The organism is Limimaricola litoreus (genome assembly GCF_024159025.1).
GTDB classification, from domain to species: domain Bacteria; phylum Pseudomonadota; class Alphaproteobacteria; order Rhodobacterales; family Rhodobacteraceae; genus Limimaricola; species Limimaricola litoreus.
Genome location: NZ_JAMYXC010000038.1, coordinates 1 through 14,478, shown reverse-complemented (window position 1 = coordinate 14,478; position 14,478 = coordinate 1). Strand labels below are relative to the sequence as shown.

16 protein-coding genes, 1 tRNA gene and 1 pseudogene are annotated in these 14,478 nt (G+C 67.3%); 9 read left to right on the top strand and 9 right to left on the bottom strand.

Going from position 1 to position 14,478, the window contains the following annotated elements; genetic code table 11:
* The first annotated feature begins 17 nt into the window (after positions 1-17).
* From hisD to NHG85_RS03160, 3 genes are read left to right on the top strand one after another with little or no spacing between them, the layout of a single operon-like run.
* The gene (hisD, locus tag NHG85_RS03170) at positions 18-1,328 is read left to right on the top strand and encodes a histidinol dehydrogenase (RefSeq protein WP_253329748.1); all 1,311 of its coding nucleotides are present in this window, start codon (positions 18-20) and stop codon (positions 1,326-1,328) included.
* Positions 1,325-1,789 carry a UPF0262 family protein gene (locus NHG85_RS03165; protein WP_253329747.1) on the top strand — a complete coding sequence of 155 codons (465 nt, stop codon included), beginning with the start codon at positions 1,325-1,327 and terminating at the stop codon, positions 1,787-1,789. Before hisD ends, NHG85_RS03165 begins: the two co-directional genes overlap by 4 nt.
* Position 1,790: 1 nt before the next feature.
* Positions 1,791-2,261: an arsenate-mycothiol transferase ArsC gene (locus tag NHG85_RS03160; RefSeq protein ID WP_253329746.1), complete on the top strand. Its 471-nt coding sequence runs from the start codon at positions 1,791-1,793 to the stop codon at positions 2,259-2,261.
* Positions 2,262-2,339: 78 nt separating this feature from the next.
* Here the strand turns inward: NHG85_RS03160 and NHG85_RS03155 are convergent, their stop codons facing one another.
* Positions 2,340-3,923: a PRC-barrel domain-containing protein gene (locus tag NHG85_RS03155; RefSeq protein ID WP_253329745.1), complete on the bottom strand. Its 1,584-nt coding sequence runs from the start codon at positions 3,921-3,923 to the stop codon at positions 2,340-2,342.
* A gap of 234 nt (positions 3,924-4,157) precedes the next feature.
* Between NHG85_RS03155 and infA the strand changes: the two genes are divergently transcribed.
* The 5 genes from infA (at position 4,158) to NHG85_RS03130 (ending at position 6,385) form a co-directional block, all read left to right on the top strand.
* A complete protein-coding gene (infA, locus tag NHG85_RS03150; RefSeq protein WP_013384801.1) occupies positions 4,158-4,376 on the top strand; it encodes a translation initiation factor IF-1 in 219 nt (72 codons plus the stop codon).
* Between the two features lie 7 nt (positions 4,377-4,383).
* Positions 4,384-4,989 (top strand): Maf family protein, encoded by a 606-nt coding sequence (locus NHG85_RS03145; RefSeq protein WP_253329743.1) that lies wholly within the window; start codon positions 4,384-4,386, stop codon positions 4,987-4,989.
* A complete protein-coding gene (locus NHG85_RS03140; RefSeq protein ID WP_253329742.1) occupies positions 4,986-6,023 on the top strand; it encodes a ribonuclease E/G in 1,038 nt (345 codons plus the stop codon). The genes NHG85_RS03145 and NHG85_RS03140 overlap by 4 nt, the downstream gene beginning before the upstream one ends.
* Entirely contained in the window at positions 6,023-6,217 is a 195-nt protein-coding gene (locus tag NHG85_RS03135) for a DNA gyrase inhibitor YacG (RefSeq protein WP_253329740.1), read from the top strand. Before NHG85_RS03140 ends, NHG85_RS03135 begins: the two co-directional genes overlap by 1 nt.
* 93 nt (positions 6,218-6,310) lie before the next feature.
* Positions 6,311-6,385: transfer RNA gene (locus tag NHG85_RS03130), tRNA-Phe, on the top strand.
* A gap of 240 nt (positions 6,386-6,625) precedes the next feature.
* Here NHG85_RS03130 and NHG85_RS03125 read toward each other — a convergent pair.
* From NHG85_RS03125 to cofG, 8 genes are all read right to left on the bottom strand, one after another.
* Complete coding sequence (locus NHG85_RS03125) at positions 6,626-7,249, bottom strand: TetR family transcriptional regulator C-terminal domain-containing protein (RefSeq protein ID WP_253329738.1); 624 nt, start codon at positions 7,247-7,249, stop codon at positions 6,626-6,628.
* A gap of 135 nt (positions 7,250-7,384) precedes the next feature.
* A complete protein-coding gene (locus NHG85_RS03120) occupies positions 7,385-8,425 on the bottom strand; it encodes a TIGR03842 family LLM class F420-dependent oxidoreductase (RefSeq protein ID WP_253329736.1) in 1,041 nt (346 codons plus the stop codon).
* Between the two features lie 40 nt (positions 8,426-8,465).
* Positions 8,466-9,134, bottom strand: a complete 669-nt coding sequence (gene npdG / locus NHG85_RS03115; RefSeq protein WP_253329734.1) for an NADPH-dependent F420 reductase — start codon at positions 9,132-9,134, stop codon at positions 8,466-8,468.
* The gene (gene cofE / locus NHG85_RS03110) at positions 9,131-9,904 is read right to left on the bottom strand and encodes a coenzyme F420-0:L-glutamate ligase (RefSeq protein WP_253329732.1); all 774 of its coding nucleotides are present in this window, start codon (positions 9,902-9,904) and stop codon (positions 9,131-9,133) included. The genes npdG and cofE overlap by 4 nt, the downstream gene beginning before the upstream one ends.
* On the bottom strand, positions 9,901-10,548 hold the full coding sequence (cofC, locus tag NHG85_RS03105; RefSeq protein ID WP_253329730.1) for a 2-phospho-L-lactate guanylyltransferase: 648 nt from the start codon (positions 10,546-10,548) through the stop codon (positions 9,901-9,903). Before cofC ends, cofE begins: the two co-directional genes overlap by 4 nt.
* Entirely contained in the window at positions 10,545-11,501 is a 957-nt protein-coding gene (cofD, locus tag NHG85_RS03100) for a 2-phospho-L-lactate transferase (RefSeq protein ID WP_253329728.1), read from the bottom strand. Before cofD ends, cofC begins: the two co-directional genes overlap by 4 nt.
* The gene (cofH, locus tag NHG85_RS03095; protein WP_253329726.1) at positions 11,498-12,772 is read right to left on the bottom strand and encodes a 5-amino-6-(D-ribitylamino)uracil--L-tyrosine 4-hydroxyphenyl transferase CofH; all 1,275 of its coding nucleotides are present in this window, start codon (positions 12,770-12,772) and stop codon (positions 11,498-11,500) included. The genes cofD and cofH overlap by 4 nt, the downstream gene beginning before the upstream one ends.
* Positions 12,769-13,911 carry a 7,8-didemethyl-8-hydroxy-5-deazariboflavin synthase CofG gene (gene cofG / locus NHG85_RS03090; RefSeq protein WP_253329724.1) on the bottom strand — a complete coding sequence of 381 codons (1,143 nt, stop codon included), beginning with the start codon at positions 13,909-13,911 and terminating at the stop codon, positions 12,769-12,771. The genes cofH and cofG overlap by 4 nt, the downstream gene beginning before the upstream one ends.
* A 238-nt stretch (positions 13,912-14,149) precedes the next feature.
* Between cofG and NHG85_RS03085 the strand changes: the two are divergent.
* Positions 14,150-14,478, top strand: a pseudogene (locus NHG85_RS03085) (Re/Si-specific NAD(P)(+) transhydrogenase subunit alpha); the annotation flags it as partial.

The following is a 14,478-nucleotide window of genomic DNA, read 5'->3' as shown; positions in this document are numbered from 1 at the left end:
CCCCGAAGGAGACCGCCATGCCGCACCGCCTGTCCAGCACCGATTCCGATTTCGAAGCCCGCTTTGCCGCGCTCTTGACCATGAAGCGCGAGGACAGCCCCGATGTGGACGACGCCGTGGCCGCGATCATCGCCGATGTGCGCGCGCGCGGCGATCTGGCGCTGATCGACTACACCTCGCGCTTCGACCGGCTGACGCTGCCGGCGGAGCGGCTGCGGTTTTCGCCCGAGGAGATTGAGGCGGAATGCGCCAAGGTCTCGGCCGAGGACCGCGCGGCGCTGGAGTTGGCCGCCGAACGCATTCGCGCCTACCACGCGCGCCAGTTGCCCGGCGACGAAAGCTGGACCGACGAGACCGGTGCCATGCTGGGCTGGCGCTGGACCCCCGTTTCGGCGGCGGGGCTCTATGTGCCCGGCGGGCTCGCCTCCTATCCCTCCTCGGTGCTGATGAACGCGGTGCCCGCCAAGGTCGCAGGGGTCCAGCGGCTGGCCGTCACCGTGCCGACGCCGGACGGCATCGCCAACCCGCTGGTGCTGATGGCCTGCCGCATCGCGGGCGTGGACGAGATCTACCGGCTGGGCGGGGCGCAGGCGATCGCGGCGCTGGCCTACGGCACCGAAACAGTGGCCCCGGTCGACAAGATCACCGGCCCGGGCAACGCCTTCGTCGCCGCCGCCAAGCGGCGGGTCTTCGGCCGCGTCGGCATCGACATGATCGCCGGGCCCTCGGAGATCCTCGTCATCGCCGATGCCGACAACGATCCAGACTGGATCGCGCTCGACCTTCTGAGCCAGGCCGAGCACGACGAGAGCGCGCAGTCGATCCTGATCACCGACGACGCCGGCTTCGGCGAGCGCGTCGCCGCCGCCGTGGATGCGCGGCTGGAGACTCTGGAGCGGCGCGCCATCGCCGGGGCGAGCTGGCGCGATTTCGGCGCCATCGTGACGGTGCGCGATCTCGACGAGGCAGCAAAGCTCGCGGATCGGGTCGCCGCCGAGCATCTGGAGCTGTGCGTCGCCGATCCCGAGGCACTGGCCGCCAAGATCACCCATGCGGGCGCGATCTTCCTCGGGCACTGGACGCCGGAGGCGATCGGTGACTACATTTCCGGACCCAACCACGTCCTGCCCACGGCACGCTCGGCGCGGTTTTCCTCTGGGCTGTCGGTGATGGATTTTCTGAAGCGCACCACCTTGTCGAAGATGACGCCCGCGGCACTGGCCGCGATCGGCCCCGCCGGCGCGCGGCTCGCGCGGGCCGAAAGCCTCGAAGCGCACGGGCTGTCGCTCACCGCGCGGCTCGACAAGCTGAACCGGGGGGGCGCATGACCCGCATCGCCGAGATCCGTCTCGATGACGCGGGCCAGCCCGCGCCGACGCCCGAGATCGAGCAGGAACGCCGCGTTGCGGTGTTCGACCTGCTCGAGGAGAACAGCTTCTGCCTGCCGGGGCGCGACGCAGGGCCCTATCACCTCGGTCTCGCGATCCGTGAAAAGCGGCTGGTGTTCGACGTGGCGACCGCGCAAGGGGAACGCGCGGCGGAGTTCCACCTGTCGCTCGGACCGTTCCGGCAGGTGGTGAAGGACTACTTCCAGATCTGCGAGAGCTATTACGATGCGGTGAAGACGCTGCCGCCGAGCCAGATCGAGACGATCGACATGGCGCGCCGCGGCATCCACAACGAAGGCGCGCGGGTGCTGCAGGAGCGGCTCGAGGGCAAGGCCGAGGTCGATACCGATACGGCGCGGCGGCTCTTCACCCTCATCTGCGTGCTGCATTTCGGGGCCTGAGGTGGAATTGGCCGCAACAGCGCAGCCACTTCCGCAATCGGTGCTGTTCTGCTGCGACCACAATGCCGTCCGCTCGCCCATGGCCGAGGGGATCATGAAGAAGTTCTACGGTACCGATTGCTACATCCAGTCGGTCGGCGTGAAGAACGATCTCGAGATCGACGGCTTCGCCATCGCGGTCTGCGCCGAGATCGGCGTGGAGCTGCACCGCCATCGCTCGCGCAGCTTCGACGAGATGCACGATTGGGGCGACGACCTCTCCTCCTTCGATCTCGTGCTGGCGCTGTCCCCGGCCAGCCAGAGGCGGGCGCTGGATCTGACGGGCTGCTATCACCTCGATGTCGAATACTGGCCCGTGCTCGACCCGACGGGCCTCGGAGAGGGGCGCGAGGAGCGGCTCAGGAGCTACCGGCAGACGCGCGACATGATCGTCGAGCGGCTGATCGACCGGTGGGGGCCGCCGCGCCGTTAGACCAGCGAAGCGATTCCGGTGGCAGGCAAGGAAAAAGGCCGCCCCGAGGGGCGGCCTTTCTGTAAAAGAGCGTAGGTCTTACTGCTCGACTTCCTGCATGGATTCGAGCTGCTCCTCGGTGGCTTCGATGAAGACGCGGACTTCACCGGCTTCCGAGCGCAGGACGCTCATCTGGTCGAAGGGGATCGCGACCGGCTTTTCGCCGATGCCGAGGAAACCGCCGACTTCGACGATGACCTGCTGGATGCTGCCCTGATCGTCGATCATGATGTCGCCGATGTCGCCGATGCGCTCATCGTTGATGCCATAAACGATCGAACCTTCGAGGTCGGTGACGGCGATCTCGTTGGCCGCGACCATGGCGAAGCCTTCACGCTCGATCATGGGGCCGTTGCTTTCGATGGTGGCCGTTTCGGTCATCTCGGCAGTTTCGGCCTCGACGGTTTCCATCTCGGTTTCGGCTTCGGCGACTTCGCCCTCGACGACGGCTTCAGCCTCGGCAGCTTCGGTTTCAATGGCGGTCTCGGCCTGCTCCATCTCGCCCTCGACGGCTTCGGCAGCGTTCTCGACGGCGAGCGCGCCCTCGGCCACTTCACCCTCGATCTCGGCTTCGAGGTTCGGCTCCTCTTCCACCTGCGCCGTGTCGAGCGCGGCGGCGGGCTCGGCCTCGAGCGCGGCCTCGTCCTGCTCTTCCATCGCCGCTTCGTTGATGGTCACAACCGGCTCACCGGTCTGAACCATCTCGATCACCGGCTCACCGCCCTGGGTGAACTCGATCACCGGCTCGGCGCTCTCGAAGCGGATGTTCGGCTCGGCCCGCTGGACGGAGACGTTGGCGTTCTGGCCGTCGCGGCTTTCTTCATAGGTCACGGTCGGCTCGACGGTGGTGAGCTGAACCTCAGCGTTCTCGACGGCACGGGCTTCACCGGCTGCACCGGTGGCGAAGGTCTCGCCGGTGGCGCGATCGGTGACCTGAATGCCGCCTTCAGAACCTTCGGGCGCACGGCCCAGCTCGAGGTCGACGGTCGGACGGGCCTGGGTCACGGTGACGACCGGATCGGCCTGACGGATCTCGACCTGCGGCTGCGTATTGGCCACGTCGACGGTCGGATCAGGCATGGTGATGATGATCTCGGGCGCCGGCTGCTCGATGCGGATCGTCGGCTGCGGCATATCCATGGTGATGGTCGCCGGGGCCTGACGGATCAGGATCTCGGGCTGGCCTTCGGTCACGGTCACGTCGGGCGTGGAGTTCGCCACCATCACGTCGGTCTGGCCGGATTCGACGGAGACGGAGGGCTGCTCCTGCTCGAGATAGACCATGCCTTCGATCACGACTTCGTCTTCGAGGCGCACCGTGGCGGTTTCGGTCTCGGCCAGCTGGGCCTCGGCTTCGGCCGTGGCGGCTTCGCCCTCGACAGCGACGACGCGCTCCAGCTCGACATAGGCGACGGCGCACTGAGCATCGTCCTGCGCTTCGATCAGCGCGGCAATCTCTTCGCCGGTCATCGGCGCATCGGCGGGCACACCCTCGGCCATGCGGTCTGTCAGCAGCAGTTCGAGGTCGGAGCAGGTCGCATCGGCGGTCTGAGCCTGCGCGCCGGCGGCCATCGGCAAGGTCAGCGCCGTCGACAGAAGCAGTTTCTTCATGCTCGTGGTCATGGATCGTCTCCCGTTTATAGGTCTCTTCGGCGGTACAACGGCGCACCTCGCGCCGCGTTCCCCGTCGGAGCCACGAATTTTTGATTGCCTCTCCCGGGCCGAACAGCGACGCTCTTTTACAAGTCGCGCGGCTTTGCCGGATTGCGGCCTCTTTGCACTTGAAATTTCAGTCGCGGGGGCGCATCTGTCGGCCATGGCCCGCGTGTTTCGCGGGTACCACTGTACGGAGAGACCATGGCCAAGGAAGAACTGCTCGAATTTCCCGGTGTCGTGAAGGAACTCCTGCCGAACGCGACGTTCAGGGTCGAGCTGGAAAACGGCCATGAGATCATCGCGCACACGGCGGGCAAACTTCGCAAGAACCGGATTCGCGTCCTCGCCGGCGACAAGGTGCAGGTCGAGATGACCCCCTATGATCTGACCAAGGGTCGGATCAACTATCGCTTCCGCTGACCGCGCGATGAGCGCGCTGCCGCCCGAGAGCGGGCTGAGGCTGATCCTCGGCTCGGCCTCGCCGCGCCGCCGCGACCTGCTGGCACAGATCGGCCTCAAGCCGGATGATGTCCGCCCCCCCGATATCGACGAAACCCCGCATCGCGGTGAGCTGCCGCGCGCCTATGCGCGGCGCATCGCGGAGCAGAAATCGCGCGCCGTTGCATTGGACGAGGGCGAGGTGCTCCTGTGCGCCGACACCACCGTGGCGCTCGGCCGCCGCATCATGGGCAAGCCCGTGGATGCCGCCGAGGCGGCGCGGTTCCTTCACCTGCTGTCAGGCCGGCGTCACACGGTCATCACCGCCGTCGCCGTGCGCCGCGGCGACCGGATCTGGGCCCGAGAGGTCGAGACGGCGGTCAGGATGAAGCGGCTGTCGAACCCCGAGGTCAACGCCTACCTCGCCACCGGCGATTGGCAGGGCAAGGCCGGCGGCTATGCCATTCAGGGGCCTGCGGGCGCCTTCATCCCTTGGATCAACGGCTCCTTCACCGGAGTCGTCGGCCTGCCGCTGACCGAGACGGCAGGGCTGCTGACGGCGGCCGGATACCCCTTGTACGGAGATTTCGCATGAAGGGACGCCGCATCGTCCTCGACCATATCGGCGACCGCGAGGCGGCGGCCCTTCTGGTCGACGGGCAGCTCGACGATCTGCTGATCGAGGAGGGCGACGCGCCGCGCCCCGGCGCGATTTACCGCGCGATCTGCGACCGGCCCTTGAAGGGGCAGGGCGGCATGATGGTGCGTCTGCCCGAAGGCGGCACCGGTTTTTTGCGCCAGGGCAAGGGGCTGCGCCCCGGTCAGCCGCTCCTGGTGCAGGTCACCGGCATTGCCGAGGACGGCAAGGCCGTGCCGCTGACCGACCGGGTGCTGTTCAAGAGCCGCTTTGCCATCGTCACCCCCGGCGCGCCGGGGCTCAACATCTCGCGCCGCATCGCCGATGAGGAAGAGCGCGCACGCCTGCGCATCCTCGCCGAGGAGGGCATGGAGGGCGTGCCTGAGGGCTTCGGGCTGATCCTGCGCTCGGTCTGCGAAGGCGCGGCCGAGGACGACATCGCCGAAGACATCGCCTCCATGCGCGGCCTCGCCCAGGCCGTGACCGAGGATGCTGAAGGCACCGAGCCCGAAGCGTTGACCGAAGGCGACGGGCCGCATCTGCTCGCCTGGCGCGACTGGGTGGCGGATGACGTGACGACCGAGCCGGGCGGTTTCGAGCGCGAGGGCGTGCTCGACCGGATCGAGGCGTTGAAAAGCCCGCGCGTGGCGACGGGCGAGGGGTCGATCTTCGTCGAGCCGACCCGTGCGCTGGTCGCGGTCGACGTCAACACCGGCGGCGACACCAGCCCCGCCGCGGCGCTCAAGGCCAATCTCGCCGCCGCCCGCGCGCTGCCGCGCGCGCTGCGCCTGCGGGGTTTGGGCGGCCAGGTCGTGGTCGATTTCGCGCCGATGTCGAAGGCGCATCGCAAGCAGCTCGAGCAATCCTTGCGGGCCTCGTTCCGCAACGATCCGGTCGAGACCTCGCTGGTCGGATGGAGCCCGATGGGGCTGTTCGAGCTGCAGCGCAAGCGCGAGCGCCCCGGCCTCGTGCGGCTTCTGGAGCGGCTGTGATGGCCTGCCCGATCTGCAACAAGGAGACGGTGCAGGCCTACCGCCCCTTCTGCTCGAAGCGCTGCGCGGACATAGACCTCGGTCGTTGGCTGGGCGGCGGCTACGCCGTTCCCTCGCAGGACCCCGAGGATGCCGAACGTGCCATCGAAGAGGCCGAGCGGGCCACCAATAAGTTGCCGTCGCGAAAGCACTGAACCGGACGGATTTTCGAACGAATGCCTCTGGACACCCCCCTGCGCCTCGCCTAGAACGCCCACACCCGATGAGGGCTTCGCCTTCATCCCCGTGCCCGGGTAGCTCAGGGGTAGAGCAGTGGATTGAAAATCCTCGTGTCGGTGGTTCGATTCCGCCCCCGGGCACCATTCTCCTCTCCGGTGTAGTCCATTCAGGATATGCGGCCTTCTTGGGCCCTTTGTTTTATCGACGTCATGGTCCATCTCCGTCCAGTAGAGTTCATTGGCAGCCACAATGACCGGGGTATTATTGGGGCAACACTACGGTGATGCAGGGCCCGTCCACCGCATCAGGTCAGCCGATATCGGATGCAGTTCGACGAACGAAGTTCTGCGCCATCGCGTGTGACGATACCGCCAGCTGGTTGTTCAAGGGAGAAGAAGTTTCCGATACATCTCGATCAGGAAGGCTTCGGCGTCGGCGAAGCGGTCTTTCGCCTTTTCGGGCGCGATTTCCTCGATCTGCACGTCGAAATCGGCATAGTGCTGGGTCGTCGCCCAGATCGAGTAGAGCAGGTGATGCGGATCGACGGATGCGATGCGGCCCGCGCGAATCCAGTCCTCGAGCACCGCGATCTTGGCGCTGTAAAGCTCTTTCAGCGGGCCGAAGATCTCGTTCTTGGACTGCGGCAGCCCGCTCAGGATCTCGTTCGCGAAGAACTTGCTTTCCTTGGAGAAATTCTTCGAGATGTCGAGCTTGCGGCGGATGTACTGGCAGACCTCCTCAACCGGGTCGCCATGCGGGCTGAGCATGTTCAGGGGCGCCATCCACAGCTGCAGCGTGCGCGCCAGTAGCTCCTGTCGGATCGCGTCCTTGCTCTCGAAGTAATAAAGAAGGTTCGGCGTGGTGAGCCCGGCGGTCTTGGCGATCAGGTTGATCGAGGCGCCGGATGAGCCGTGCTGAGCAAAGACCTCGAGCGCCGCGCCGAGGATCTGCTCGGTGTTCTTGCGCTGGATCCTCGTCCGAGGCTTCGAGCCTGCCATGCGTGCCATGAGCCGTCCAGCCCCTCGTATAGGTCGATCCCACCGCCCTATTGCACAACTGCAAAGGCGAGACCAGCGGAGGCGGACCATTCCGGCGGGCAGGGTGGGCTGCCCGCCGGTGGGCGTCTTCGCGCGGGGGAGCCCTTAGGACACGGCCTTCAGCTTGGTGACGTTGCTCTCGGCCTTGCGGAAGGCCGGGATCACCGTGTCGCCGTAATCGGCGATGATCTTCTCCTCGTCGCCGCTGTCGAGATAGATGTTGAACTGCGTGGTGCCCGCGTCCTCGAGCTCGCGGATCTTGGTGATGTGCTCCTCGGGGGTGCCCAGCACGCAGAAGCTCTTGACGATGTCCTCGGTGATGAAGTCGAGATAGGGATTATCGCTCTGGCCGTGCTTGGAGTAGTCGTAGCCCTTGCGGTTCTCGATGTAGGAGGTGAGCGAGGAGGGCACCTGGTCGCTGTCGGTGCCGTATTTCTCGACGATGTCGGCGACGTGGTTGCCGACCATGGCGGGGAACCACTTCACCTTCTCCAGCGCCTCGTCGATCGGCCCGGTATGGGCGGGGGCGGCGGCCATCACCTTGTAGTTCGACATGTCGAGCCCGGCCTCGGTGCCCGCGGTCTTGGCCTGATCGGCCAGCCACTTGACGATCTTGGGCTCCGCGATCTGCAGCACCACGCCGTCACCGACGCGGCCCGCGGAGGCCAGCGCCTTCGGGCCATAGGCGCCGATCCAGACGGGCAGCTCGTAGCCGTCGGCCCAGGGGAACTTCACCGGCTCGGGGCATTCGCCGTACTGCACCTCCTCGCCGCGGATGAGCGCCTTGACCACATGGGTGAACTCCTCGAGCCGCTTGAGGGTCGAGGGCTTCTTGCCCATGACGCGCACCGCGCTGTCGCCGCGCCCGAGGCCGATGTCGAAGCGGCCGCCCGACTGCTTGGCCAGCGAGCCGAACAGCGAGGCCGCGACCGACCATTCGCGCGAGTTGGGGTTGGTCACCAGCGGGCCGAAGCGCATGCGGGTGGTGTGCTCCATGCACATCGCCATGGCGACGAAGCTCTCGCGCCACAGGATGTGGCTGTCGTAGAACCAGCAGTAGTCGAAGCCCGCGTTCTCGGCCTGGCGGACGAGAGCCTTGGCGCGTTCGGGCTCGACGAAGCCCTTGAAGCAGATGCCGAATTCCATGTGTTTCTCCTCCCTAGAGAATTGATGGTCTTGGTGTGAATCAGTGATCGGGCGGGCAGATGCGGATGCCCGCATGGCTGAAGGGCACCGCCTTGGAGATGTTCAGCCGGATCAGGATCGGGGTGATCGCCTCGATGCAGCGCGCGGACTGCGCGTCACCCGCGTTGTAGGCCTCGACGCCGAGCTTGCGGACGAGCTCGATCACCTTCTTGCGGGCCTCCAGGCTGTTGCCGCAGACGAGGATGTCGCAGTTGATCGACTGGTCGAGCGCCTTGAGCGTCACCGCCGAGACATTGTGCAGCGCGCCGATGACGGGGATCTCGTCGCCAAGGAGCGCCTGCGCGGCCTCGGTGGCCGAGCCCTCGGGCGGCATGGAGACCTTCTTGGGGTCGTCCTCGGCGAGCGGCACCACGATGTCGACGAGGATCTTGCCCGCAAGCGCGGGCTTGAGCGCCTCAAGCGTGGCGTTGTGGGCCGAGAAGGGCACGGCGAGGATCACCATCTCCTCGGCCGCCCGGGTCGCGCCCTCGTTGTCGAGGCCACGGATCCTTGCCGCGCCCTCCGGCAGCTGCGCCTGCAGCTCCTCGGCGATGGCGGCGGCGCGCGGGCCGTCGCGGCCGCCCAGCACCACCTCGACGCCGGCCCGCGCGAAGCGCAGGGCGAGGCCCTGTCCCTGCGGCCCGGTGCCGCCAATGATCGCGATTGTCATCTGAACATGTCCTCTTGTTTCTTGCGTAGGATGTCGGCGCCGCGGCTCTCGGCGGGCGTCCAGTCGAGCCCGCGCAGCAGCACCGCGGGGGTCTTGCCGTCCTTGCGCACCACCAGCCCCGAGGCGGCGGCGATCTCGTCGGCGAGCGCGGGTTCGGTGACCTGCAGGGGCCGGCCCCAGGCATCGGTGTTTCCCTGCTCGCGGATCGTAGCAGGCACCTTCGACAGGCCGATCGCGACATTGACCTGACCGAGCCGCCAGGGCCGGCCGAAGGTGTCGGTCATGACCACGCCGATCTGCGCGCCGAAGCGGGCATGGAGCGCCGCGCGCAGCGCCGCACAGCTCGCATCCGGGTCGGGCGGCAGCACCATCACGGCGCTTTCCTCGCCGAAATTGCTCTCGTCCACCGCGGCATTGGCCGAGATGAAGCCGAGCCGGTGCTCGCAGATCATCGTGCCCTCGTTCTGGTCGGGGCGGCGGAAGGAACGGACCACGCGGGCGCTCTCGCGCAGCACCACCTCGATCTTGCGGGCGTCCTTGTTCAGCTCCTCGGCATAGCGCCGCGCCTCGTCCGAGGGCGTCACCGTGTCGAGCGGGATGATGCAGCCCTCGGCCTTGGAAAAGACCTTCTGCGCGACGCAAAGGATGTCGCCATGGCGCAGGCCGAGACCGGCCGCGTCAAGCCGGTCGCCGATGATCGCGGCGAGATCGTCGCCATTGCCGATGTCGGGGATGCCGGGGATGGCGGTGAGCGAGACGGAAAGGCTCATTGCGCGGTCTCCTGGCGCGGGCGGCGCAGATGGCCGGAGGGCAGGTGATGGAGGTCCTCGACGGTGTCGATATCGACCCGCAGGCTGCCCAGCGGCATCATCACCGGCGTGAGCCCCGCATCCTCGGCGGCGCGGCGGTGGCGGATCGTCGATTTCGCGCCATAGGCGAAGGCGAAGGGGCAGGGCAGCGGCACCATCAGCGCATTGGTGCCGAGATCCTTGGCCGGGCAGATCACCGCCGTGCCGCCTTCGAGCGGATGATCCAGCAGCCATGCCAGATCGATGGGATCGGGATCGGCAAGATCGCCGGGCAGGATGCAAAGCGCGTCATAGCCCTGTGCCGTGGCCCAGTCCGCCGCGGCCTCGAGAGCCAGCGACAGCGACGGCGCGCCGCCATCGTCGATGACGTTCAGCCCGAGCGTCTCGGCCACGTCGCAAATGATCGGGCTGGCGCTGACCACGGCGAGATCGACCCGGGTCTCGAGCCCTTCGGTGGCCTCGCGCAGCCGGGCGACGGTGGCGCGGAACAGGCTCAACGCCAGCTTGCCGCGCTGATCCGGCGTGAGGGCGAGGCCGAGCCGGGTCTTGGCGTCGCGCGGATCCTTCATCGGGATCGCGACGAGCCGCTTGCCCGCGCCGCTCATGCCATGGCCTCCGCGGGCGCGAAGGCGAGGTCGAGGATCTCGCGCGCCAGCCGCGCCTTGTCGGCTTGGCTTTTCATCAGGATGTCGCTGCAATGCGGGGCGGGGCCTTCGGCGGCAATCCCGGCCTTGAGCCCGGCATCGGCATGGTCGATCACCAGCCTGTCGGCCAGCCCGCGGTAGCGCCGGGCCACGCCGAGCGCATCGGCGCGCAGCCCCAGCGCCGCCATCATCCGGTCGGCCGGGCCCTTGACCACCTTTCCGTCGATGAAGGGGCTGACCGCGATCTTGGGCGCGGCGGCGGCGCGCAGCGCCTCGTTGATGCCGGGAATGCCGAGGATCGGGGCAATGCTCACCAGCGGGTTCGAGGGCGCGACGACGATCAGCTCGGCGCTCGCGATCGCCGCCAACGCCTCGGGCGTCGGGCGGGCCATGTCGAGCCCCGAAAACGCGATGTCGCGGATCTCCGGCGCGCAGCGCTCGCGCACGAAATATTCCTGAAAGCTCAGCCAGCGCCCGTCGGTCGTGCGCAGACGGGTCTGCACCACGTCGTCCGTGGGCAGCAGGATGTCGGAGGTCACGCCGAAAGCGCGGGCCACGTCGCGGGCGATGTCGGAGGGGCGGTCGCCCTTCGCGCGCCGCATCGTGCGGTGGATGTGCAGGCCGAAATCGCGGTCGCCCAGCGACATCCACGTCTCCGCACCCAGAAGGTTCAGCGTCTCAAGCGCCCGGTGCCCCTCATCGGCCACGCCCCAGCCTTGGCTGCGGTCGATCCTCCCGGCGAGGCTGTAGGTCAGCGTGTCGATGTCGGGCGAGACCCACAGCCCGTGAAAGCTCTCGTCATCGGCGACGTTGCCGATCACCGACAGCGCCACGTCGTCATGGGCGGCGAGCCCCTCGGCCATCTTGGCGCCGCCGACGCCACCGGCGAGCAGGCAGACCTTGCGCGGGCTCATTGCGCGGCCTCGATCGCGGCGGGGCGCTCGGGGAACATCTCGAGGAAGGCCAGCGGATCGCGGCCCTTGCGGTCCACCAGCGGCGCCAGCTCCTCGGGGTCGTGGTGCTCGAACACCTCGCGCACCTCGTAGACGGTGTTGCGGCGCATCGGCACGCGGCCCGCGGCGCGGATCATCCGCACCAGCTCGCGCGCGGTGATCTCCTGCCCGTGGTCGGCGCCTGCGGCGCGCGAGATGCTTTCGTTCATCAGCGTGCCGCCCAGATCGTTGACACCGCGCGACAGCATCTGCTGCGCCCGCGCCGCGCCGAGCTTGGTCCAGCTCACCTGGATGTTGTCGATCCAGCCATGCAGCATGATCCGCGACACCGCGTGCATCAGGTCGACTTCGCGCGCGGTCGGGCCTGGGCGGACCTTGTCGGGGTTCTGAGCATAGAGCGGCGAATCGGTGTGCACGAAGGACAGCGGCACCAGCTCGGTGAAGCCGCCCGTGTCCTTCTGGATGTCGCGCAAAAGCGCGATATGCGCGGCCCAGTGCTCGGGCGCGTCGACATGGCCGTACATGATGGTGGCGGTGGTCGGGATGCCGACCTCGTGGGCGGTGCGGATGATCTCGACCCAGCGCTCGGCCGAGAGTTTGTTGGTGGTGAGCTGCATCCGCACCTCGGTGTCGAGGATCTCGGCCGCGGTGCCGGGCATCGAATCGAGGCCGGCCTCCTTCAGATCGGTCAGGAACTCGCGGTAGGACATCTTGGTCTTGGACGCGCCGTACCAGATCTCGAAGGGCGAGAAGGCGTGGATATGCATGCCGGGGAGCGCCGTCTTGATGGCCCGGATGATCTCCCGGTAGTAGGTGCCTTCCATCTTCGGGTGCAGCCCGCCCTGGATGCAGACCTCGGTCGCGCCGCGATCCCAGGCCTGCTGCGCCCGCTCGACGATCTGCTCGGGCTCCAGCCACTCGGCGGATTTGTCCTCGACCCGCTTGGCAAAGCCGCAGAACTTGCAGCCCATGTAGCAGATGTTGGTGAAGTTGATGTTGCGGTTGACCACGAAGCTCACCCGGTCGCCATTGGCGCGGCGGCGCAGCGTGTCGGCGGTGCGGTAGACGGCATCGATATCCGCCCCGTCGGCCCGGAACAGCGCGACGCCCTCCTGCGCGCTCACCTCGCCGCCCGAAAGCGCCTTTTCGAGAATCGCGCGGATGGCGGGCGAGGCGCCGTTCACGGCCGCCGGGTCGCAGGCGAACTGCCGGGTCTTCGACTGGTAGGTCATGCTGTCTCTCCGATGTGCCGCTGCTCGCGCGCCAGACCCTTGCCCCCGGCCATGCCGAGCGCGCGGGCCCGCACCGAGGCGTTGATGAAGCCCTCGTCCCCGGTGAGGTATCGCGGGTAGACGGTGAGCCTTTCGCGCAGTTCGAACTCGGCCGCGTCGCAGGACCGCGCGAGGCTGCGGATCTCGGGCCATTCGTGCTGCGGGTTGATGAAATCGATGGTGACGGGCGAGATGCCGCCCCAGTCGTTGATGCCCGCGTCGAGATAGGCGATGTGCCGCGCGCTCAGGTTCGGCGGCGCCTGCAGGCTGATCTCGGGCGCGAGGATGATCCGCGCCGCGGCGATGGTGCGCAGCATGTCCTCGAGCCCGGGCTCGGGATGCTCGGCCATCTCGATGTCGGGCTTGCGCTGGAAGTTCTGGATGATGACCTCCTGCACGTGGCCGTGGCGCGCATGGGCGGCGTTGATCGCCTGCAGCGCCTCGATCCGCTCCTCCCAGGTCTCGCCAATGCCGATCAAGAGGCCTGTGGTGAAGGGCACGCGCTTCTGGCCCGCGCGCTCCAGCGTGCGCAGCCGCTGCACCGGAGTCTTGTCGGGGCAGGCGAAATGCGGCTGGCCCTTGCGGGTCAGGCGGCGGCTGACGGTCTCGAGCATCATGCCCATCGAGGCCGAGACCGGCTTGAGCAGGTCGATCTCGTCATCGGTCAGCGTGCCTGCGTTGACATGCGGCAGCAGGCTGGTCTCGCGCAGCACCAGCGCGCACATGTCGCGCAGGTAGTCGGTGAGCCGTGCATATCCCAGCCGTTCCAGCCCCTTGCGCGCCGCCTCGTAGCGCAGCTCGGGCTTTTCGCCCAGGCTGAACAGCAGCTCCTTGCAGCCCTCGCGCTCGCCGCGCAGCGCCTCGGCGAGTACCTGCTCGGGCGTCATGATCCGCGCCTCGGGCGAGGAGGGATGCTTGACGAAGGTGCAGTAGCCGCAGGTGTCGCGGCACATGTTGGTCAGCGGCACGAAGGCCTTGCGCGAATAGGTGATCGTGCGGCCCCAGGCCGCGTCGCGGATCTGGCGGGCGCTGGCCATCAGGGCATCGAGATCCCCGGATTCGGCAAGCGGCGCACCGGTGCTGGGCAAGTGGCTGGTCATGATCTCCTCCTGCCCACAAGGCTGAGCGATCCGGCAGCGACTTGTCAAAACTATTTTTAGTATCAGATCAAAAAAACGCTCATACAAACTTATTTCATAGCGATATCAGTAGACTAGATGGAGCATCACTTTCTTCGCCATCAAAATAATTGACTAGTAGATAAAACAGCGCGGATAGTCGGGAAAAGCTTCGCTCGGCGCTTGGGAGGGCGCCGTCGGGCCATGGGAGGACAGTATCGTGAGGATTGGAGCGCCACGTGAAGTGGCCGCTGGCGAGGCGCGGGTATCGATGACCCCGGCCTCGGCGCGGGACTTGGCAAAACTGGGGCATGCTTGCCTGATCGAGGCCGGGGCGGGTGTGGCCGCGGGGTTTACCGACGCGGCCTATGAGGACGCCGGGGTCACCGTGGTGCCGGATGCCGCGACGCTTTGGCGCGAGGCGGAGATCGTCACCAAGGTGCGGCCGCCGATGGACGCGGAGCTCGGGCTCCTGCGCGAGGGGCAGACGCTGATCTCGTTCTTCTATCCGGGTCAGAACGCCGAGGCGCTGGGCCGGGCCAAGGATGC